The sequence below is a fragment of the Streptococcus sp. AM28-20 genome (assembly GCF_003603595.1).
Taxonomy (GTDB): domain Bacteria; phylum Bacillota; class Bacilli; order Lactobacillales; family Streptococcaceae; genus Streptococcus; species Streptococcus ilei.
The window spans coordinates 201,716-223,344 of sequence record NZ_QTNK01000003.1 but is presented as its reverse complement, the minus strand read 5'-3'; the positions used below and the strand labels follow the sequence as shown (position 1 = coordinate 223,344).

Annotated in this window: 17 protein-coding genes; 1 reads left to right on the top strand and 16 read right to left on the bottom strand. The window is 40.4% G+C overall.

Annotation, left to right across the window (positions count from 1 at the left end; all coding sequences use genetic code 11):
* Positions 1-159: 159 nt before the first annotated feature.
* From DW738_RS09100 to DW738_RS09075, 6 genes are all read right to left on the bottom strand, one after another.
* On the bottom strand, positions 160-1,083 hold the full coding sequence (locus DW738_RS09100; protein ID WP_023022226.1) for an ATP-binding cassette domain-containing protein: 924 nt from the start codon (positions 1,081-1,083) through the stop codon (positions 160-162).
* Between the two features lie 9 nt (positions 1,084-1,092).
* Positions 1,093-2,160 carry an ABC transporter ATP-binding protein gene (locus tag DW738_RS09095; protein WP_023022224.1) on the bottom strand — a complete coding sequence of 356 codons (1,068 nt, stop codon included), beginning with the start codon at positions 2,158-2,160 and terminating at the stop codon, positions 1,093-1,095.
* A gap of 11 nt (positions 2,161-2,171) precedes the next feature.
* Positions 2,172-3,098 (bottom strand): oligopeptide ABC transporter permease OppC, encoded by a 927-nt coding sequence (oppC, locus tag DW738_RS09090; protein ID WP_023022222.1) that lies wholly within the window; start codon positions 3,096-3,098, stop codon positions 2,172-2,174.
* Positions 3,098-4,597, bottom strand: coding sequence for an ABC transporter permease (locus DW738_RS09085; protein WP_123160862.1), 1,500 nt, complete (start codon positions 4,595-4,597; stop codon positions 3,098-3,100). The genes oppC and DW738_RS09085 overlap by 1 nt, the downstream gene beginning before the upstream one ends.
* A gap of 64 nt (positions 4,598-4,661) precedes the next feature.
* Complete coding sequence (locus tag DW738_RS09080; protein WP_123160861.1) at positions 4,662-6,647, bottom strand: peptide ABC transporter substrate-binding protein; 1,986 nt, start codon at positions 6,645-6,647, stop codon at positions 4,662-4,664.
* A 188-nt stretch (positions 6,648-6,835) separates the two neighbouring features.
* Complete coding sequence (locus DW738_RS09075) at positions 6,836-8,800, bottom strand: peptide ABC transporter substrate-binding protein (protein WP_123160860.1); 1,965 nt, start codon at positions 8,798-8,800, stop codon at positions 6,836-6,838.
* A gap of 182 nt (positions 8,801-8,982) precedes the next feature.
* On the opposite strand from DW738_RS09075, the gene pbp3 reads away from it, so the two are divergent.
* Positions 8,983-10,215, top strand: a complete 1,233-nt coding sequence (gene pbp3, locus DW738_RS09070) for a D-alanyl-D-alanine carboxypeptidase PBP3 (protein ID WP_207802008.1) — start codon at positions 8,983-8,985, stop codon at positions 10,213-10,215.
* 221 nt (positions 10,216-10,436) lie between these two features.
* On the opposite strand, the gene DW738_RS09060 is transcribed toward pbp3, so the two are convergent.
* From DW738_RS09060 to DW738_RS09010, 10 genes are all read right to left on the bottom strand, one after another.
* Positions 10,437-11,009 (bottom strand): hypothetical protein, encoded by a 573-nt coding sequence (locus DW738_RS09060; RefSeq protein ID WP_123160858.1) that lies wholly within the window; start codon positions 11,007-11,009, stop codon positions 10,437-10,439.
* A 20-nt stretch (positions 11,010-11,029) separates the two neighbouring features.
* On the bottom strand, positions 11,030-12,442 hold the full coding sequence (gene sufB / locus DW738_RS09055; protein WP_023022212.1) for a Fe-S cluster assembly protein SufB: 1,413 nt from the start codon (positions 12,440-12,442) through the stop codon (positions 11,030-11,032).
* Positions 12,443-12,586: 144 nt separating this feature from the next.
* Positions 12,587-13,021, bottom strand: coding sequence for a Fe-S cluster assembly sulfur transfer protein SufU (gene sufU, locus DW738_RS09050; RefSeq protein ID WP_123160857.1), 435 nt, complete (start codon positions 13,019-13,021; stop codon positions 12,587-12,589).
* On the bottom strand, positions 13,008-14,234 hold the full coding sequence (locus DW738_RS09045; RefSeq protein WP_123160856.1) for a cysteine desulfurase: 1,227 nt from the start codon (positions 14,232-14,234) through the stop codon (positions 13,008-13,010). The genes sufU and DW738_RS09045 overlap by 14 nt, the downstream gene beginning before the upstream one ends.
* Before the next feature lie 2 nt (positions 14,235-14,236).
* Complete coding sequence (gene sufD / locus DW738_RS09040; RefSeq protein WP_123160855.1) at positions 14,237-15,499, bottom strand: Fe-S cluster assembly protein SufD; 1,263 nt, start codon at positions 15,497-15,499, stop codon at positions 14,237-14,239.
* Positions 15,500-15,540: 41 nt separating this feature from the next.
* Positions 15,541-16,311 carry a Fe-S cluster assembly ATPase SufC gene (sufC, locus tag DW738_RS09035; RefSeq protein WP_023022208.1) on the bottom strand — a complete coding sequence of 257 codons (771 nt, stop codon included), beginning with the start codon at positions 16,309-16,311 and terminating at the stop codon, positions 15,541-15,543.
* A gap of 86 nt (positions 16,312-16,397) precedes the next feature.
* On the bottom strand, positions 16,398-17,555 hold the full coding sequence (locus DW738_RS09030) for an MraY family glycosyltransferase (RefSeq protein ID WP_123160854.1): 1,158 nt from the start codon (positions 17,553-17,555) through the stop codon (positions 16,398-16,400).
* Positions 17,552-18,298, bottom strand: a complete 747-nt coding sequence (mecA, locus tag DW738_RS09025) for an adaptor protein MecA (RefSeq protein ID WP_120701239.1) — start codon at positions 18,296-18,298, stop codon at positions 17,552-17,554. The genes DW738_RS09030 and mecA overlap by 4 nt, the downstream gene beginning before the upstream one ends.
* Before the next feature lie 164 nt (positions 18,299-18,462).
* Positions 18,463-19,299 carry an undecaprenyl-diphosphate phosphatase gene (locus tag DW738_RS09020; protein ID WP_123160853.1) on the bottom strand — a complete coding sequence of 279 codons (837 nt, stop codon included), beginning with the start codon at positions 19,297-19,299 and terminating at the stop codon, positions 18,463-18,465.
* Between the two features lie 308 nt (positions 19,300-19,607).
* Complete coding sequence (locus DW738_RS09010) at positions 19,608-21,515, bottom strand: DUF2207 domain-containing protein (RefSeq protein WP_123160852.1); 1,908 nt, start codon at positions 21,513-21,515, stop codon at positions 19,608-19,610.
* Positions 21,516-21,629 lie beyond the last annotated feature (114 nt).

Genomic DNA, 21,629 nt, shown 5'->3' with positions numbered 1-21,629 from the left:
TCAGTTTTCAAAGGTCTTTGTCGCTCTCGCGCGACAACTATATTAGTATATCACGTCCACTTCACCTTGTCAATATCTTTTTTCTATTTTTTTAAAAAAAGTTTTTCTTTTTTTAAAAAAATAGAAAACGAGAAGTGGATTCTTCTCGTTTTCTTATGATTATACAAGTTCTTTATATTTTTTCTGTTCTGCTTTATTTGCCCAAACGTAATGTCCTGGCTTGATTTCAACCATTTCTGGTTTGTCGGTTGAATAATCATGCTGATCAGGATCATAAACTTTCAGAACTTTTTTGCGTTCTAGAATTGGATCTGGAATCGGAACTGCCGATAGTAGAGATTGTGTATAAGGATGAATTGGGTTGTTAAACAATTCTTCCGTTTCAGCTACTTCTACAATAACACCTTTGTAAATAACCGCAATACGATCAGAGATAAAACGAACTACTGAAAGATCGTGTGCTATAAAGAGATAAGTCAAGCCCAACTCTTTTTGGAATTTCTTAAGGAGATTTAAAACTTGCGCACGTACGGATACGTCTAGGGCAGAAATTGGTTCATCTGCAATAACAAATTCTGGCTCCATTACCAAGGCACGAGCGATACCAATCCGCTGGCGTTGTCCACCAGAGAATTCATGGGGATAACGAGTCAAATGTTCTGCTAGAAGACCCACTTCATGCATAATCTCTTTTACTTTACGTACTCGGTCTTCTTCATTTTCGAATAGATGATAATTGTACAAACCTTCTGAAATAATGTAGTCGACTGTTGCACGCTCATTCAAGCTAGCTGCTGGGTCTTGGAAGATCATTTGAATCTTTCGGATTAATTCATTTTCATCCTTGCGATTTTGCTTCCCATTGATCTTTTTACCATCATATAAGATGTCACCTGCACTAGTGTCATTCAAACCAATGATTGCTCGACCAATTGTTGTCTTCCCACTACCTGACTCACCAACGAGGGAAAATGTTTCCCCTTTATTGATGAAGAAATTTGCATTCTTTACGGCTACAAATTTTTTACTTCCTTCACCGAAGGAAATTTCTAGATCTTTAACTTCTATTAATTTTTCTGTCATTTCCTTCTCCTAGTCCTTGATTGTAGTGAATCCCATTTTTGCACTTATTTTTTCATGAAGATTATCAATAATTTCTGGTTTATTGACTTTTGGTGCATCTTCATGCAAGAGCCACGTTTTAGCCCAATGTGTATCTGAAACTTTGAAAACTGGTGGATGTTCCTCAAAATCAATTTGCATGGCATAGTCTGAGCGCAAAGCAAAGGCATCCCCTTTTACCGGTGAGTACAATGATGGAGGAGTCCCTGGGATAGAAAATAAATCACCCTTAGAAGTAGACAACTGTGGCAAACTTGAAAGAAGACTCCATGTATAAGGATGTCTTGGGTCATAGAAAATTTCTTCTACTTTACCAAATTCTACAATTTCACCAGCATACATTACGGCAACCTTATCTGCAATACTTGCCACCACACCCAAATCATGGGTGATAAATATTGTTGTAAAGTTATATTCTTTTTGCAATGATTTCAACAAGTCAATGATTTGGGCTTGAATAGTTACGTCGAGGGCCGTTGTAGGCTCGTCACAGATCAAGATATCAGGACGGCAAGCAAGCGCAATAGCAATAACGATCCGTTGGCGCATCCCACCTGAATATTGGAAAGGATATTCATCAAAGCGACGTTCTGCTTCCGGGATTCCCACCTTTTCCATATAGTCAATAGCCATTTCTCTGGCTTCTTTTGCACTCTTGCCTTGGTGTTTAATAATAACCTCTGTAATTTGTGATCCGATTGTATTAATCGGGTCCAAACTGGTCATTGGGTCTTGGAAGATCGTTGCAATTTTTGCACCACGAATTTCTTCCCAATCTTTGTTTGACTTGAGTTCTGTTAATTCTTGCCCGCGATAATTAATGGTCCCATTGGCAATTCGTCCGTTTTCTTCTAACATTCCTGTAAAAGTTTTTGTCAAAACAGATTTACCAGAACCTGATTCACCAACAAGCGCCATGACCTCTCCTTCAACAAGATCCAAAGAGACATTGCGAATAGCTGTTAAGACACGATCCCGAACATCAAATTCTACTACGATATCGCGAGCAGATAAGATTACATTTTTATCATTTGTCATATCTACTCCTCCTATCTATGTGTACGTGGATCGCTGGCGTCTGCAAGATTTTGTCCAACGATATAGAATGACAAGGATACCAAGACTAAGACTGTCAATGGAATCCAGAAAAGATACGCATTGGTTGTTACGTTTTGTGAGTAGTCTGAAATAAGACGACCTAAACTTGGAACTGTAATCGGCAATCCCAATCCAAAGAAGGAAAGGAAGGCCTCAGTCGAAATAAAGGCTGGCAACAATTGTGTAGTTGTCGTCACAATAACAGAAACCAACTGTGGCAAAATATTTTTCGTCACAATTTTAAGGGTTGGTGTACCCAAGGTGCGACTGGCCAAGTTGTACTCTAAATCGCGGTAACGCATAATTTGGACACGGATAGAGTAAGCAATCCCAATCCATCCTGTCACTGTCATCGCCAAAATCAAGTTCCAGAAACCAGCACCAATTGAGTAAGTCAAGACAATAACAATCAACATGAATGGAACATTTGAAATAACGTTATAAACTTCCATCATGAAGCGGTCGATTGATTTTGACACACCCCAAATCCCGCCGATCACTACTCCAATCACAACGTTGATCAAGGTAGCAATAAAGGAGATGATAATCGAATTGCGGGCACCAAACCAAACTCCATCAAACAAGGATTTACCATTGTTATCCGTACCAAAGAAGGCCTTGGTGCTTGGCGGATTCAAACGGGCAGTAAAGTCATTTACTTTACTTACATCATTGTAATCAAAGTTTGAAAACATTGGGTATACAAAACTCATTAAGAGAATAGCAACCAAAACGGCTAACATCAAAATGGTTGATTTCTTTTTGAAGAATTGACGGAATACGGATTTCCAATAGGAGTAAGACGGCGCATCAATTGTCTCAGAGGCAAAATCATCACGTTCCACAAATTGGAATTTCTTCTTATCGATTGTAGACATTATTTGCCTCCTTTCTTAGTTGTTAGTTTGATACGAGGGTCTACCATAACCATAAGGATATCTCCAGCCATTGCTCCAAATACAGCAAGAACAGTAAAGATGAAGACAAGACCAACTACCATGGTATTATTGGATGCCTTGATAGAATCAATCAACATTTTACCCATACCAGGGAAGGCAAAGACAGTTTCTGTCAAAGTTGCCCCTGAAATGACTAGAACCAATTGAACAGGAATCCCTGTAACGATCGGAACCATGGCGTTTTTGAAGATATGTTTGCGGGAAATTTCTTTCTCAGAAAGCCCTTTGGCACGTGCAAAACGGACAAAGTCTTGAGAATGCAAGTCGATCATGTAACGGCGAATCCAAACTGCCAATCCTGGTGCACTCAAGAGACCCAAAATCACAGAAGGTAGTACATAAGAGCGCCAATCCTGAGCCCCTAACACTGGGAAGGAATCTGGTAAGCCGATAGAAGAGCCAGCCAAGCGAACGATGTAAACCAAGGCAATCGTCGGCAATGACATCATAAATGTTAAAGTTGCCGTAGATGCACTATCAAACCAAGTATTCTTCAACAAGGCCATATAAGATCCTAAAGGAATAGCAATCAAGTAGGCAATCGCAATCCCGATTAAACCGATAATGGCTGAGCTCACAATCATGGATGGATTTTCATAGTTGCTCAATGTTGCTGTATAAGCATCTCCTTTACCAAAGCGGGCGATATCTTGAGCATCTGCCTTGCTTGGTGATTTGTATGTACGAGAGTAGATATTGATAGAAGATTCTTTTATTCCTGTTGGGAAGTTTACTTCACTCTTCTTAGTTGTACCTTGTCCTTGTGTAATAACCTGAAGAACAGGTGTATTTGAATAAGTTGGGTAAGATTCACCCAAGTTTAAGGATACAAAGTTTTGATGAATGAACGGGAATTGACCATTGAAATACAAAAGATATTTATGTTTAGTCCCCGAACCAACTACTGACCAACCAATAGCTGGGTCATTTTCAATTCGAATATAGCGTTCAAGTTTTGGATTAGAAGCATCTTTGATGACATTTGGATGGTCAATCTGAATCAGATTACCATAGAATCCAATAACACGTTCAAAGACAGGGACTTCACGAGTAGCGTAAAAACCTTTGTTTTCAGGGAAACGTTTCAATACCCAGCCATTTCCAAGGTTAGAAATGTACTTTTTGTAGATCTTCTCGTTTTCTTTAGTAGGCTCTACTGTTACTGATGAGTCTTCCTTGCTTGCTTTTTCTTTCAAAGCTTTTGAATCAAGATATTCTATATACCCCATGCGATCATAGACTGTATTTTCATAATTGATTTTAGAGTCTTTTGTTTTCGCAATCTTGTTATAGTTAGGGTCGTTTTTGAAAATTAAATTTCTTGGGGTTAGCGTATAAATAATTGTATAGGTCAATGTCGTAACCAAAAAGATCGACACTAACGAACGCAAAATACGCATAAATATATATTTTTTCATATTCCGTTCCTTTAATGTTCAAAAGAACTTTCTCCCCTATTAGAGAAAGTTCTGATGAAGGCGATTATTTGACGTGTTTTTCTAGTTCTTCCTGAGCTTTTTTGTTTGAATCAGCTTTTTCTTTCAACCATTTTTCACGTGCTTGATCATATTGTTTTTTAGTAACCGGTTCGTCCTGAACTTCAACATATTTGAAATAAGTTGAACCTTTATTACCTGTTTGTGATGAAGGTCCAGAGAATGGTACCACTTTTGAAACTACTGTAGCTGCTCCTGAGCTTGTCATAGTTGGAATTACCAATGCGCTATCTGTTAACCAAGCTTGCGCTGCTGCGTATTTTTCATAACGTGCAACCACATCTTGGGTTTCTTTTCCTGCATCATCAAGCAACTTCGCATATTCATCTAAGCCAACAGCCTTAGCAGAGGCATTATCTACACCACCAGAAAATCCAAGGTAAGTTTTGGTCTGGTCAGGAGAAGATGGTTGCAAAGTATCAAGATAAGTTGATGGGTCATCATAGTCTGGATTCCAGCCTACAAGCCCTTGAAGATCCCAGTCAGCATCCGCTGCAGATGGTACGTTAATAGTGATATTCAAGATAGCATCTTGGTCCATCATTTGAAGGTCCACCACAACATTTTCTGTTCCAAGTGTATCTTCAACTGATTGTTTGAAGGATTGCATCCGTGCTACAAAGTTTGTTGAACTTTGAACAACTGGAACATCCAAGTGGATTGGGAATTGAACGCCTTCTTTTTGGAGTTCTGCTTTTGCTTTTTCGAACTGAGCTTTTGCTTTATCTTTGTTGTAAAGACCATCTTGGCTATCTGCAAGATTTACACCACTCCATTGATCTCCATATGTCTGCAACTTATCAGCTACAACATCACCGAAGTCTTTACCGTTTACTTGAACAAAGGCAGGTGCAGTGTACATATTTCGAATAGCAGCCTTAGCATATTCTTTACCATTGACTTGCGCTGAATAATTTTCGCGGTTCAAGGCAAAGGTGATAGCTTGACGGAAATTCTTGTTCAAGATAGCTTTCTTCGTAGAAGATTTCTGCTCATCTGATGTTTTAGAAGTATGGTTGTAAGCTTGACGGTCAATATTGAAACCGAAGACTGCTACACCAGCTCCAGGTTGTGTGTTGTAGATGTTGTCTTTGTATTTCTTTTCTACAGAAGCAAAGTTTGAGCTTGCTGGGAAGAGTCGAGCAACTGTGTACGATCCATCGCTAAAACCACGCGCCAAGGAATCTTGATCTGATCCGTCATAATAAGACAATTTAATCTTGTCGATATGAACGTTGTCTTTGTCCCAATAGTCTTCGTTCTTCTCAAAAGTAATTTCTGATTTAGAAGTGATTGATTTCAAAAGGAATGGGCCATTGAATAAGATTGATTTGACATCACCTGGCTGACCAAAATTGTCACCCTTGCTTTCCAAGAATTCACCATTGATTGGCATGAGCACCCCATTGGTTGTTTTAGAATTCCAGAAAGTTTCTGGTTGATTCAAGGTATATTCAAGTGTGTAGTCATCTACCGCTTTTACCCCAACTTGAGAAAAATCAGTGATTTTTCCATCTACATAGTCTTTCAATCCTTTAACTGAACCTTGAACTAACGGAAGAGTTTCTGATTTCTTGTCTGCCGCATGCTTCAAGCCAGTGACGAAGTCATGAGCTGTTACTTCACCATGCTCTTCACCATCAGCATCATACCATTTAACACCCTTACGGATTTTGTAAGTATAGGTCAAGCCGTCTTTTGAAACAGACCAATCCTCAGCAATAGATGGTACAAGGTTGCCGTATTTGTCGTTTGCCAACAAACCATCTACACCGTTAGTTGTAATGTCGTGAACGGAAGCTTTTGAAGATACAGTGTAATCCAAAGTTGTTGGATCATCGTTATAAACATAGCCATATGTTGTATCTTTTTTTGATGCAGACTTGCTATCTTTTGAGCCAGAACATGCTGCAAGGAATGTTGCTGCGAGCAATGTTACTCCGGCAAATGCAAAAACTTTACTTTTTTTCATTTTGAGTCTCCATTTTATTGAATTTAGATAGAATTATAGCATAAGTGAGGAAAAAAGTAAACTAAATTTTCTGAATATTTGGCAAGTGAAAGGAGCCACTGAGTGGGGGACTGTCTAAAAAATCAATCCTTTTAGTGGCTCCTTCCCTACATAAACTTATGCACTCTTACTATCCTAGTTATTTTTTTCTATTTCGATTCGATGTGGTTCTTTAATTCTTCTTGAGCTTTTTTATTGGATTCAGCCTTTTCTTTTAACCATTTTTCTTTGCTTGCATCGTAATCCTTTGTCTTGATGACTTCTTCTGAAAGTTCAAGATATTTATAGTTGGTTCCAGTTCCTTTTGTTCCAACCCATGAAGCCGCACGACTATATGGAACAGTCCGTTGCAACATTGGAGTTCCACCATTTGAAACAGTCGGCAAGATCAATGAACTATCTGTTAGCCATGCTTGAGCAGCTGCGTATTTCTCATAGCGTAAAGCTTGATCATTCACTTCAGAATTGGCATCTTTTAAGAGTTCTGCATACTTCCCAAAGTCAACTGCTGGAATAGCAGGACTGTTTGAGCCTGCATCCACACCTAGATAGTAGAAAACAGAACCGTTAACAGGACTTAAACTCTCTAAATAAGTAGATGGATCTTGGTAGTCTGGAACCCATCCTCCGCCTGCAAGGTCATAATCTTTCTCAGCAGCAGTATCTGTGAAATAGGTAATATTGTTAAAGTCATCATCAGATAATTTCTGAATATCTACGACAACATTGTCTGCACCGAGAACAGCTTCTACGGATTGTTTAAAGGAGCTAGCTTGTTGTACCTGACTGTTATCCGTTTGACTGACAACGTAATCCAAATGAATTGGGAATTCTACCCCTTCTTTTTGCAGTTGTTCTTTAGCTTTTGCAAACTCAGCCTTGGCTTTTTCTTGATTGTAGAGAGTGGTTTGGGCATCATCTAGATTTACATCTTTCCACTCATCTCCATAGGTCACCAATTGTTTCTCAACAACCTTACCGAACTCTTCGCCATTCACTTGAACAAAAGTCGGTGGAACCAAGGTATTCCGAAGGATTTTGGTCGCTGCATCTGCTCCTGATGTTTGAGCTGCATAGGCTTCACGGTCAAAGGCAAAATTCACAGCTTGACGGAAGTCTTTGTTTAAAATCGCTTGTTTTGTGGACGATTTCTGAGCATCTGTTGTTTTGGCTGTATGGTTATACTTCTGACGATCAATGTTGAATCCGAGGTAGTATGATGTTCCGTATTGAACACCATAAACAATATTATCACCAAATTTCTTTTTCACACTCTTATAAGTGGAGCTATTTGGCATTACTGTCGCAAATGAATATTGTCCATTCTCAAATTTCTTGATGACAGATTCTGGATCTGATCCGTCATTATAGGTCAACTTCACATGATCAATATGAACATTCTTTTCATCATAATATTCCTTGTTTTTCACAAGTTCAATCTGTGATTTTGAAGTTAAATTCTTCAAATAATAAGGACCATTATAGAGAATACTACTTGGCTTCAAAGAACCGAAGTCTTTCCCTTGAGATTCTAAGAAAGCTTTGTTAACCGGGAAGAGGACGCCTGATGTCGTCTTAGAATTCCAAAAACTTTCTGGACGTTCCAAGGTATATTGAACGGTATAATCATCTAGGGCTTTCACGCCAACTGTATTGAAATCTTTTGTTTCACCTTTGACAAATGCATCTAAGCCTTTAATCGAATTTTGGATTAAGAAAAGACCCTCAGATTTTGCTTCCACAGCGTGTTTGATACCTGTCACAAAGTCCTGGGCTGTTACAGAACCATACTCTTCTCCCTCACTGGTATACCATTTTGCATCTTTTCGAAGTTTATAGGTATACACCAAGCCATCTTCCGAAACAGTCCAGTCTTCTGCCAAACTTGGGATTAAATTTCCATATTTATCATTTTCTAACAAACCATCAACAAGGTTACTTGTAATATCAGACGTCGTTGTACGAGTCGATGCAATGTAGTCCAAAGTATTTGGATCTGTTGAATAAATATAAGAATAAGTAGATTGATTGCTGCTTCCACCGCCACAGGCTGTCAATAGAAGAGCACTGGCTAGAGAAACAGCGGCCAATACGAACCGTTTATTTACTTTCATCACTATCTCCTTATGTTAGGTTTTCTACCATTATACACTATTTCTCTCATTTTACCAACTATCTTTAAAATTTGCCTATGACCTTTGAGTCCTAAGAGGTCAAAATAGGATTAGAGCAGTTGCCTTCTTTTATGATACAATAGTATAGACAATAAACAATCGAGGATTCAAACGTGAAAAAAATAATCACTTTACTTCTTTGTCTACTTTTTACACTTCTCAGTACTTCTCCTGTAAGAGCGGAGGACCTAGAGCTTGGTGCTCAGCATGCTATTGCGATTGATGGGACAACAGGTAAAATACTCTACGAAAAAAATAGCGAAGAGAAAAAAGAGGTTGGTGGAATCAGCAACCTTTTGACCACTTATCTCGTCTATGAAGCCATTCAACAAGGAAAATTATCTTTAAATGACGACGTGGAGATTTCGGACAAAGCCTACCAACTAACAGCTATCGAAGGAATCAGTAACGTCCCCATGGAAGCTCGCAAGTACAAGGTTAAAGACCTGCTCACTGCTCTCCTTGTATCAAACGCCAATAGCGCTGCCATCGCCTTAGCTGAAAAAGTAGCTGGAAGCGAGGAAAAATTTATCATCCTCATGCAAGCAAAACTAAAGAAATGGGGGATTAAAGACGCCACCATTGTAAATGCCAGCGGACTGGATCAAGCCCTTATTGACGATAATAAGGAATCTAAAAAGAAGAATACTGAAAACAAGCTGAGTGCTTATGATGTTGCAGTCATCGCAAAACATCTCTTAGAAGACTACCCTGAAGTTACCAAAATCACCTCCCTTTCCCATGCAGAATTTGCTGGAATTCAATTGGAAAGCAGCAATTATATGCTAGAGAACATGCCCAGCTATCGAGCAGGAGTGGATGGTCTAAAAACTGGAAATTCCGAAAAAGGAGGCATTTCATTTGTAGCTTCTACTAACCAAAACGGTATTCGAATGATTACCGTTGTCATTGGTGTTGAGGCAATCGATGGAGATCCCTACGCACGATTTGTTGCAACAGCCAACCTGATGAATTATGTGAGCCAGAACTTCATTGCAAGCTTGATTGTCAGCAAAGGCGAAGCCTACAACAACAGCAAATCAACGGTTCTTGATGGCAAGAAAACCAGCGCTATTGCTGTTGCCAAGGATGACTTCATCGTGATCGAACGGCAAGGAAGTCAAGCAGAACCTAAAATCACCTTCGAAAGCAGCCAACCTTCTTTTAGCGCTCCCTTAAAGAAAGGTACTTCCTTAGGGACCCTTACCTACACCGACCCAGAACCCATCGGGCGAGGGTATATCGAAGGTAAAGCTCCTAGTATGGAAATGGTGAGCGGAGAAAATATCCAAAAAAGTTTCTTCTTAAAGGTATGGTGGAATCAATTTGTTCGTTACGTTAACGAAAAGCTATAAATACTAATAAACAAAAGAGAGTGGGACAGAAATCGGTAATTCGTTCGAATTCGATTTCGTCGTCCCACCTCCGCACAGTTGAGTAGGGCTGTAAAAGCTGATGAAATCAGCCTAGTAGAGCCCACTCAACCACTGCGTCTTGCTCGACAATCCAAAGACAATTGAGAGGCTAGGACTTTTGTCCCAGCCTCTTTGTTTAGTTGAATCAATCAATAGAACTTCTATCGAACTTCGAAATAAGGAAAAGCAGTGTCACTGTCTATTGGATGAGTCGGGATTCCTTCTTCAATCACCCCACGCCAACCTGCTACCAATTCTTCAAAAGATAAGCTAGCTTCAGGAGTAGCTGTTGTTAATTTACGACCAAACCAAGCCATGGTCGCTGTTTCTAATTGAAGCATGGCGTAGCTAATCACAGGAACATTCGCAGCTTCGTAATTTTCATTTACTGCATGGGCTACAGCTGAAGCTTGCGGCAAGAGTTGAAGACGGATTTTTTCCACAAGCGGTGGATCTAATTCTTGCCAAGAAATTAATTTCCCATCAACTTGATAATACAAGTCAAATGTTTCTTGACCTGGCTTAAAATTCACTAGCATAAAGGCACGATCAGCTTTATCAGGGCCACCAACAGCCTTCACAGCATTAATCAAGAGATTTTGTTCCATTTGTCTCCAATAATCATCCGCTTCTTCGGCTAGATCGTTTGTAAATGGGGGAACAATTTCCTCTGCAAGAATTTCGCCCTTATTCGCTTTTTCAACATTACCAAATAATTTTTTTAAGAATCCCATTTACTTCTCCTTTTATCCTCTTAGCCGACAGATCCTTCCATTTCATAGCTAATCAAGCGGTTAAGCTCAACTGCATATTCCATCGGAAGTTCTTTGGTGAAGGGCTCTACAAATCCCATGACAATCATTTCAGTCGCCTCAGATTCTGACAAACCTCGACTCATGAGGTAATACAATTGTTCTTCTGAAATTTTTGAGACCTTAGCTTCGTGTTCCAATGCAACTTGTGAATTATGGATTTCATTAAATGGAATGGTGTCAGATGCAGACAAGTCATCCATAATAATGGTATCACACTCGATGTGACTAACCGATTTCGCTGAATCTTTATTGAAGGTCACTTGTCCACGGTAGTCAACCTTTCCTCCACCTTTAGCAATAGATTTCGAAACAATTGAAGAGCTCGTGTGAGGAGCATTGTGGATCATTTTAGCACCTGTATCTTGGTGTTGCCCAGCATTGGCAAAAGCGATCGACAACATGGTCCCACGCGCACCTTCTCCATCTAGGTAAACTGATGGGTATTTCATGGTCGTTTTGGCACCGAGGTTCCCATCGATCCATTCGACCGTCGCATCTTTCATCGCTTTGGCCCGTTTCGTTACCAAGTTATAAACGTTATCAGACCAGTTTTGGATAGTTGTATAACGCATATAAGCGCCATCCAAGGCAAAGATTTCGACAATAGCAGCATGCAAGCTGTTACTTGAATAAGTTGGCGCTGTACATCCTTCTACATAGTGGACACTTGCTCCTTCATCGACAATAATTAAGGTCCGCTCAAACTGACCTGTATTTTCATTGTTAATTCGGAAGTAAGTCTGCAAAGGAACATCTACCTTTACACCCTTCGGTACATAGATAAAGGTTCCGCCTGACCATACTGCGGAGTTGAGGGCTGCTAACTTGTTATCTGTCGGAGGTACCAACTTAGCAAAGTATTGCTTGAACAAGTCTGGATATTCCTTCAAGGCAGAATCTGTATCGGTAAAGATGATTCCTAACTTCTCAAATTCTTCCTTCATATTGTGGTAAACCACTTCAGATTCATACTGAGCTGCTGCTCCAGCCAAGTAAGCACGCTCTGCTTCTGGAATCCCAATCCGTTCAAAGGTCTCCTTGATTTTTTCGGGCACTTCATCCCAGCTACGTGCAGGTTTATCAGATGGTTTTTGATAGTAAATCAAATCATCAAAATCAATATCTGACAAGTCTGCCCCCCATGTTTGCATAGGCATTTTTTTAAATGCTTCATAGGACTTCAAACGGAACTCCAGCATCCATTCCGGCTCATTTTTCGCAGCAGATAACTCACGAATAACTGATTCATTCAACCCTTTTCCTGTCGACAAGATCGGGTCTACATCATCGTGAAAGCCAAATTTATATTCACCAAGATCAATTGGTTTTGGTTCTACTCTTTCTTCTGTCATATCTTTCCTTTCAGTTTCTTTTTTGCGCTCTTTCCATATGATTCATCTTCTAGTCTTGATCATAAGCATCCGAGTTTTGAGTCAATTAAGTAAGAAGAAAATCGGTTAAAGGGCACACTAGAATTTGCACACTCTTATGCATCATTACGATTGAGAATCAATTGCTTTTTTGAGAGCATTCCATGCTAGGGTCGAACACTTGATCCGTTGCGGGAATTTAGCAACCCCAGCTAAAAAAGCAGCATCTCCCAACTGGTCTTGACAGGCATCTTCTTTGCCTTGGACCATTTCTGAAAAAATAGTCGCTAACTCTAGCACTTCTTCCTTGGTTTTTCCTAGGACAACATCCGTCATCATACTAGCAGAAGCCGTCGAAATCGTACAACCTGAGTTGACAAAGGCAATATCCTTGACTACTCCATTATCATCAAACTGAACAGACAAACTAATCACATCCCCACAGGTAGGATTGTTCAGGTTGATTTGTTCAACTCCTTCAATCTTTCCATGATGATGGGGATTTTTTGAATGGTCAGCCACTACCGCCATATAGAGGCTATCTAATTTAGAAAGTGCCATTGAAAAACTCCTTTGTTTTTATCAGCGCTTCTACAAGCTTATCGCAGTCTTCTTTTGTATTGTAAAGATAAAAGCTAGCTCGAGCAGTCGCCGGAACCTCCAAATAATGGATCAAAGGTTGAGCACAATGGTGGCCTGCCCGAACGGCAACCCCTTCATAATCCAAGGCAGTCGCAAGATCATGAGGATGCAAATCCCCTAAATTGAAGGAAATCACCCCTGAACGTTTCGCTAAATCTTGGGAGCCATAAATTTTCAAGCCTTCAATCGCCTGAAGTTTGGGAAAGACATAGGCAATCAAGTCTTGCTCGTGACGCTCAATCTCATCCATGCCAATAGCCTCCAAATAATCAATCGCCGCAGCCAAACCAATGGCGCCAGCCATATTGGGAGTCCCTGCTTCGAATTTCCAAGGAAGTTCCTTCCAGGTTGCTGATTGTTCATAGACAAAGTCAATCATTTCTCCACCAAATTCAACAGGTGACATTTGGTTGAGATATTGCTCTTTTCCATACAAGACTCCAATCCCTGTAGGTCCAGCCATTTTATGGCCCGAAAAGACAAAGAAGTCTGCATCTAGTTTTTGAACATCTATTTTCATATGAGGGACTGATTGAGCCCCATCCACTACCACAATGGCTCCTTTTTCATGGGCCAATTGAGCGATTTCTTGGACAGGATTTATCACCCCGAGTACATTAGAGGCATGAGCAATGGAAACAAACTTGGTTCGATCTGTCAATTTTTTTCGGAAATCCTCTAGATCCAGACCACCGTCTTTCAAATAGACATACACCAGTTTTGCTCCTGCCTTCCGACAAGCTTCCTGCCAAGGAAGAATATTGGAATGGTGTTCCATAATGGAAATGAGAACCTCATCCCCCTCTTCTAGGATTTCTTCTGCAAACCGACCAATCCAATTCAAACCTGTCGTGGTCCCTCTTGTAAACAAGACCTCTTTGGTTGAGGAAGCGTTTATAAAGCGACGGACAGTTTCTCTTGCTGCTTCGTAGGAAGCAGTCGCCCGTTCGGCCAAGGTATGGACCCCGCGGTGAACATTAGCATTATCCTCTTGGTAATATCGATTCACAGCTTCTAAGACAGCTTTTGGTTTTTGTGTCGTCGCTGCATTATCCAAATAGACAAGTGGCTCATCATTCACAATTTGATCTAAAATCGGGAAATCTTTCCGAATCTTTTCGACATCTATCATCTTTATCTCTTCAATAATTTATCTTCAATGGTTTGGATCATTTCTTCACGAACTTCTTTGACTGGAATTTCCACAATCACTGATCCAAGGAAGCCACGAACCACTAGGCGTTCTGCAGTTGCTTGATCCAAGCCACGACTCATCAAATAATACATATCTTCAGGGTCCACTTGACCAATAGAAGCCGCGTGACCTGCTGTCACATCGTTCTCATCAATCAAAAGAATTGGATTGGCATCGGAACGAGCTTGATCAGAAAGCATTAACACACGGCTTTCTTGTTGGGCATCCGCTCCCTTAGCTCCCTTGATAATGTGGCCAATCCCGTTAAAGGTCAAGGTTGCCTTTTCAAGAATGACACCATGTTGGAGAATATTCCCGACTGAATTGCAACCATAGTTGGTTACACGGGTATCAATCCCTTGAATTTGACGCCCACTAGATAAGGCTACAACCTTAAGGTCTGCATGGCTTCCATTTCCTATCAAGTCACTATCAAAGTCAGCAACGACATTTCCTTCGTTCATGACACCGATAGCCCAGTCAATGCTAGCATCCTTGCCTAGTTTGCCACGGCGACTAATGTAGGCAGTAACATTCTCACCGAGGCGATCAATCGCTGCAAACTTCACTTGCGCTCCAGAACGAGCAATCACTTCAACCGTGATATTAGCAGCTGCTTTAGCGCTTCCCTCTCCGCGAGATTCTAAGCGTTCTAGATAGCTAATCTTACTGTTTTTACCAGCGATAATCAGGATGTGCTTGTTAAATGGCACATCGCTATCACTATCTTGGTAGAATACACCCTCGATTGGTTCCGCAATTTCTACATTATCTGGAATATAGAGAACAGCACCACTGTTAAAGTAGGCTGTGTGGTAAGCCGCTAACTTGTCATCATCGTATTTAACAGATGACATGAAAAATTCTTTTATGACCTCCGGAATTTCTTCCAAGGCTGTGTGGAAATCTGTAAAGATGACCCCCTGGTTCGCCAAGTCAACTGGAATCTGTTCAAATACTGTATGGGTCCCATACTGAACCAATTTTAATTGATTGTCAATCGCAGTGAAGTCTGGCACAGCAGTGAGTGGTTCACTTTCTGTGATCGTTCCATCCCCAAGATTCCAACGATGAAATTTCACACGTTCAATCACAGGTAGTTCTAAGTCATCCATTTTATCAAAAGCCTTCTGGCGCAACTCTTGCAACCATTGAGGCTCTGCATGCATTTCTGAAAAAAGTTTGATATTTTCTTTGGTCATTTACTCCTCCTCAAAGATCCTGTTCAGTTGTTGACACAAGATTAGAGTTCTTCTTTGTAGTCATAACCTAACTCTTCTGCTAATTTCGCGTATCCTTCACGTTCCAAACGCACAGCAAGTTCAGGACCACCTGAAAGGACCACACGACCTTCCATCATCACGTGAACCACATCAGGAGTAATATAGTTTAGGAGACGTTGGTAGTGGGTAATGATCATAGCACCGAAACCTTCGCCACGCATTTCATTGACCCCTTTTGAAACCACTTTAAGGGCATCAATATCCAAACCAGAGTCAATCTCATCAAGAAGAGCAAACTTCGGTTCCAACATCAACAATTGCAGAATTTCATTGCGTTTTTTCTCACCACCTGAGAAGCCTTCATTCAAATAACGCTCTGCCATTTCTTCCTTCATGTTGAGAAGTTCCATTTTTTCATCCAATTTTGTGATAAAATCACGAACAGAAATTTTTTCGTCCTCTTCTTTTCCAGCATTCATAGCTGCACGAAGGAATTCAGCATTGGTAATTCCTGGAATTTCTGATGGATATTGCATAGCAAGGAAAAGTCCCATACGAGCACGCTCATCCACTTCCAACTCAAGGATATTTACGCCATCAAATAGAATTTCACCTTTGGTAACTTCATAGTTTGGATTCCCCATAATGGCTGCAGATAGGGTTGATTTCCCTGTTCCGTTAGGACCCATAATGGCTGCGATTTCTCCTGTTCTAAGGGTCAAGTTCACACCTTTTAAAATTTCCTTGCCTTCAATTTCTACATGAAGATCTTTAATCTCTAATACTGACATTTGTATTCCTTTCTGCTATAGAGTTTTGTCTTATCTAGTATAACAAAAAAAAGCCTAAAAGGCTTTTCTTGTGTTTAGAATCGTTCTTATTTAGTCTTATTTTTTCTATTTTGTCGAACTTCCTCTCGATAGGCAGAATTCCCTATATAGCGTAAACAATTGAGGAGCGGACTATGGTGAGGACCTAGGACTCCAATTAATTCCGCTAAGAGCTCAACCCCTAATACCAAACCAATGACAAGAAGAACTCCGCCGATACGAGTAGAGATATTCAACAGCAGAGAGATCATAGCAAAAATCATCGAAATCCCATAGATAACCAAAACGGTTCCGCGATGCGTTAAGCCCAAAGAAAGTAAACGATGGTGCAAGTGATTCCGATCTGGTGCATAAAACTTCTGACCAGAGAGAGTCCGACGGACAATTGCTAAAAAGGTATCCGTAATTGGAACTCCCAAGATAATCATCGGCGTAACAACCGCAACAGCTGTCGCATTCTTAAGACCTTGCAAGGACAAAACAGAGATCATAAAACCAATGAAGAGGGCTCCTGTATCCCCTAAATAAAGAATCGCTGGATGATAATTAAAGGGGAAGAAACCAGCAATGGCCATGACTAAGACAAAAATCGTCATGGTCAAAAAGAGATTGGGCACTGGGAGAAAGAAATGAGAAACAATCCCCATCGTCACCAAGGAAATAATCGAAACTCCACTGACCAGGCCATCCAAACCATCAATTAGGTTGACTGCATTGGTAATAGAAATGATCCAAATGACTGTTAAAATATACGATAACCAAGGATCAAAATGAAGAAATGGTCCCCCGAAAGGTATCTTGAAATCATTTAAGCGAAAATCTGTAAAAAACCAGATCACACTAGCTCCTAGGAAAATCCCCAGCATCTTTAACCGCGGTGATAATTCTTTTATGTCATCGACTAAACCAGTCAGTCCAATAATCCATCCTCCAACGACAACTGGTACGGTATAGGTCAGATAAGATGTCTTAGTTACATGCCCCTTTGTAATCATCGGCAACAAAATGACGGTTGCAATGGTAAAAGCAAGAATAATAGCTAAACCACCAGCGCTGGGCATGGGTTTCTTATTGATCCGACGCGCATTTGGATAGTCTACGGCATCTATTTTAAACGCCAATAACCTCACAAAGGGAGTTAGAATCAAACTGATCAAAAAAGTTGCAATCAGGACCAGGATAAATTGTAACGGAAAAGTAATCATACCAAATTAACCTTTTGAAGTTCGTGAATAGCATCTGAGACGAGCAAGAGATGGCCATGTTCCTGAAGGACAGCTCTAGTAGTATCTGTATCTTCCGCATATTCACGCATGGTTGCCAAAAGCCAACCTGGATAATCCTGCGGACACCCTTCCAAATCGATCAGGATGGTTAAATAGTACATCCCGTCCATTTTATAAAGTTCAGAAGTCTCAACAGCATAATGAACTGTTTTTGTAAACCGAATCACTTCTTCTAACTGAGAAAACTGGAGGATATAATAAATATACCGTGTATCTACTGGATGATTCGATGTATCTTCTTCTGAAAGCTGATTTTCGTCAGCCAATTCCTCAGCTTCTAAATGACGGATCGCATCGCCGTCTCCCTTACTCTTTTCAGAGATGGTTTTTTCCAAGGTTTTGATAAATTCGTCCGGAGACATTTGCGACAATTCTTCCATATCAGGCAAATCGGAAAAATCTTCAAAATTTAAATGCTGATCAATTTTTGATTTGGTCACAAAAACATCGAGTTTATCTGGCTTAGGTGTCACTCGAAAACTCAACATGCCACTGTCTAAGAAACTTTCTGGCATTTCTAATTCATCTAAGATGGTATAGAAAAATTCTTCTGTTTTTTCTTGAGGCACCAAAAAATCGGCCATTTCCATGCCCCGTTCTTCTAAATCCTCTAATTGAATCGTGATTTTAATGGTTGAATCACTGATTTGCTTCATCTTCATGACTGCACCTCATACTATTAGTCTTTCTATTATACTAAAAAGGGACATATTTTTCAAAACATGACCCCCTCCTTAGATAGGAAACAAGACTTAAACAAAAGAGCACTTCCTCCCCCGCAAACATAGCAGTTTGAAGAAAAGGCAGAAGCACTCCAATTTCATTATTAGATAAAGATTTTAATCACTGCGTAGACGAGCAAAATCGCTCCCAGAACAATCCGATATTTCCCAAAGACTGTGAAGTCATGAGTTTTGACATAGTCTGTCAAGAAGCGAATCGCTACCATACTAACACCGAAGGCTACCGCCATAGCAACTAAAAGGATTGTTCCTTGGCTGAAGCTTAACGCATTTCCTCCCAAGACAAACTTAGCGACCTTTAATAGACTAGCCCCAAACATGGCAGGAATCCCCAGATAAAAGGTAAATTCTGTCACAACTGAGCGACTAACTCCATTGACCAAACCACCTACAATTGTTGCACCTGACCGACTGGTTCCTGGAAAAAGCGACAAGACTTGGAACAAACCAATATAGAGAGCTGTCTTATAAGGCAACTTGTGTAATTCCGTCACTTCCGGCTCTACTTGTTCGCGCTTTTCAAGGTAAATAAAGGCCCAACCATAGGTGATCAGCATGATGGCTACAGAAAAAGAGTTATGAAAATGAGCTTCAAACCAATCATCCAATTTAAAGACAAAGAGCAATGGTAGGGTCGCCACAGCAACCTTGGCCCACAACTGCCAAGTCCGTCTCACCTCTTTTTTCGATTTTCCAGGCTTAAATGGATACAGCTTGTCAAAGTAAATCACAACGACAGCCATAATGGCACCAAGCTGAATAACGACATTAAACATCTCCATAAAGGCAGGGGTTTGATCCTTAAACTGGATAAAGTCTTGAATCAAAATCAAATGACCTGTACTTGAGATTGGAAGCCACTCTGTGACTCCTTCAACGATTCCAAAAAGAATCGCTTTTATCAGTTCAATGATAAACATCTTTTTCTCCTAAACTTACATTTGCTATATTATAACACATTTCTAGCTATAGAACCAGATGCATCGCAAGGATGCATAGACTAAAAGAGAGTGGGACAGAAATCGGTCATTCGTTAGAATTCGATTTCGTCGTCCCACCTCCGCACAGTTGAGTAGGGCTGTAAAAGCTGATGAAATCAGCCTAGTAGAGCCCACTCAACCACTGCGTCTTGCTCGACAATCCAAAGACAATTGAGAGGCTAGGACTTTTGTCCCAGCCTCCTATGAAATTGTACACACAAGATTGGCTAGCCGACACATTTGTGACTCTAAAAAGCACCGAAGCCTCCGCCTCCGCCTCCGCCAGAGAAACCACCCCCTGAACTTCCGCCTGACGATACTGTGAAATGACTAGCGGTCGTAGCAGTCGTTCCATAATTAGACAAGAGACGGCTGGAATGGATTAGATTACTACGAAACGGAGTGTAGACATAGGCATCCATACTTGGGTTCTCTAAGTGGATTTGACGAAGTTTCATCACTTTGCTTACTTGATCTGCAAAACCAAACAAAGTAGCATAGACTAATAAGCGATTCCATAAAACCAGCGATTGAATTTCTGCTTCTTCCAAATGAGCGATATCCCGCAACATATTACGGAAACTATCCCAATAATAGCGTTGCTCAGCCCCGAGCTCCGTTGGGACCCCATCCCGTTGATAGAGGCTGAACTTCCCTTGGAAGGATGTCTGAAGGATCCACATCACTAACACATATATCACGCAAAAGATAGAGAGCCAGTTTAAGACAACATAAGCTACTATACCAGCTACCAAGGCAATGCTCCACGCAGCCCATCCAAAGAAGAGACTTTTACGTCCTGCACTTTCCTCCCCAGCCTCTAAGGGACGATAATAAGAAGGAAGGGTAAATGTTCGGATCTTCTGCTGAACAGCTTGAGCGACACGAGAAATCGCTGCATCAATCCGATTTTGTGCTTGTTTTCCTCGCTCGCGAATCTCATCTTGGTCTTTCTTAGAAGCGTATTTATAGAGGGAATCTGAAATTTCATAATCTGAAAACAAGTCATCTGTTCTACAATATTTTTGAGAACCGAATGCAAGTCTAAGAAACTCTCGCTCAAATTCATCCAATGTATCTTCATTTTGAATCGTTAAAACTGTATGTGTGTCGTATTGCTCACAGATGATATTTTTTCGATCAATCAAATCAAGTAAGGTAGCTTGCACCAACTGATCAAATTTAAAGGCTCCCCGAGCGTGTTTTTTGGTTGGAGAGATTTCATCTAGCTCTGTAGAATAAACTATTGAAGCCATTAGTAGAGGCGCAACGTTATTTGGAATCTCATACAAGCGACTATTTTTCGGAAAAACCTTGGTAGAAGTAACAGATTGCATGAAGCGATGACGATAATAAATAGCAAGAAGAAGGAAAAGCAGAACAAGGATTGGAAGTAGGACCTTCATAAATAGGCGAATCCAGGTCCGTTTTTGAACAATTCCAGCTTCCGTCCGATAATAGTTGTCCTCCTCCATCAAGCCTGTATCTCTATCTGATTCCCCAAAGGAAGCTACATCCGATTTCAACCAGTAAGCATAAATTTCAACACCTTCTTTGCGCTTTAAATTTTTTAAGCTCGCAATATAGTTGGCACCTTCCTTCTGTATCGATGCATCTGGACCCATATAAGATGTATGAATATTTAATTCTGATTTTGAAACCTCTGAAGCAAATTTCGGGATAATCTGTAACTCTACTTTTTTGACCCCCTGATCCCCATCACTGATCGGCTTCCAGTTCAATAACAAGATATCCCGATGAACATAGAGCAGGTTTTTTAACTGCCAGGTAACCTTCACCTTAACAGTATCCCCTGCGCTTCCGCCATTGTAAATCTTAACCTGATAACCATCACCTAAATTTTGAACTTCTGGTTCTTGTGACAAGGTTCTGCCTTCTACTTCCACCAGGGGAGGAGTTACTATTTCAAAACCTTGAGGCATTTTACCCGCTGATCCCAAGGTGACATATTGACCATTATAGGAAGTTGTAAAATGATAGACCAATTCTTCCTCATAAGTAGCATCGTCCCAAGTTTCCAAGATTAAAGTCCCCCGATAAGACTGAATCTCATAGGAAGGACCATCCGCCTTGACAAGACCCGTTACAAATAGACAGGTCATCACTGCAAATAGAACATACAGAATTTTTTTCATTTTCCTATACTCCTTTGGTATATTATAGCATTTTTTCATGAAAAGGCTATCAGGTTTGAAAAGTAGGCCAATTTCCTGTACAATAAGATGATACTATTTATATAGGAAGAGGAG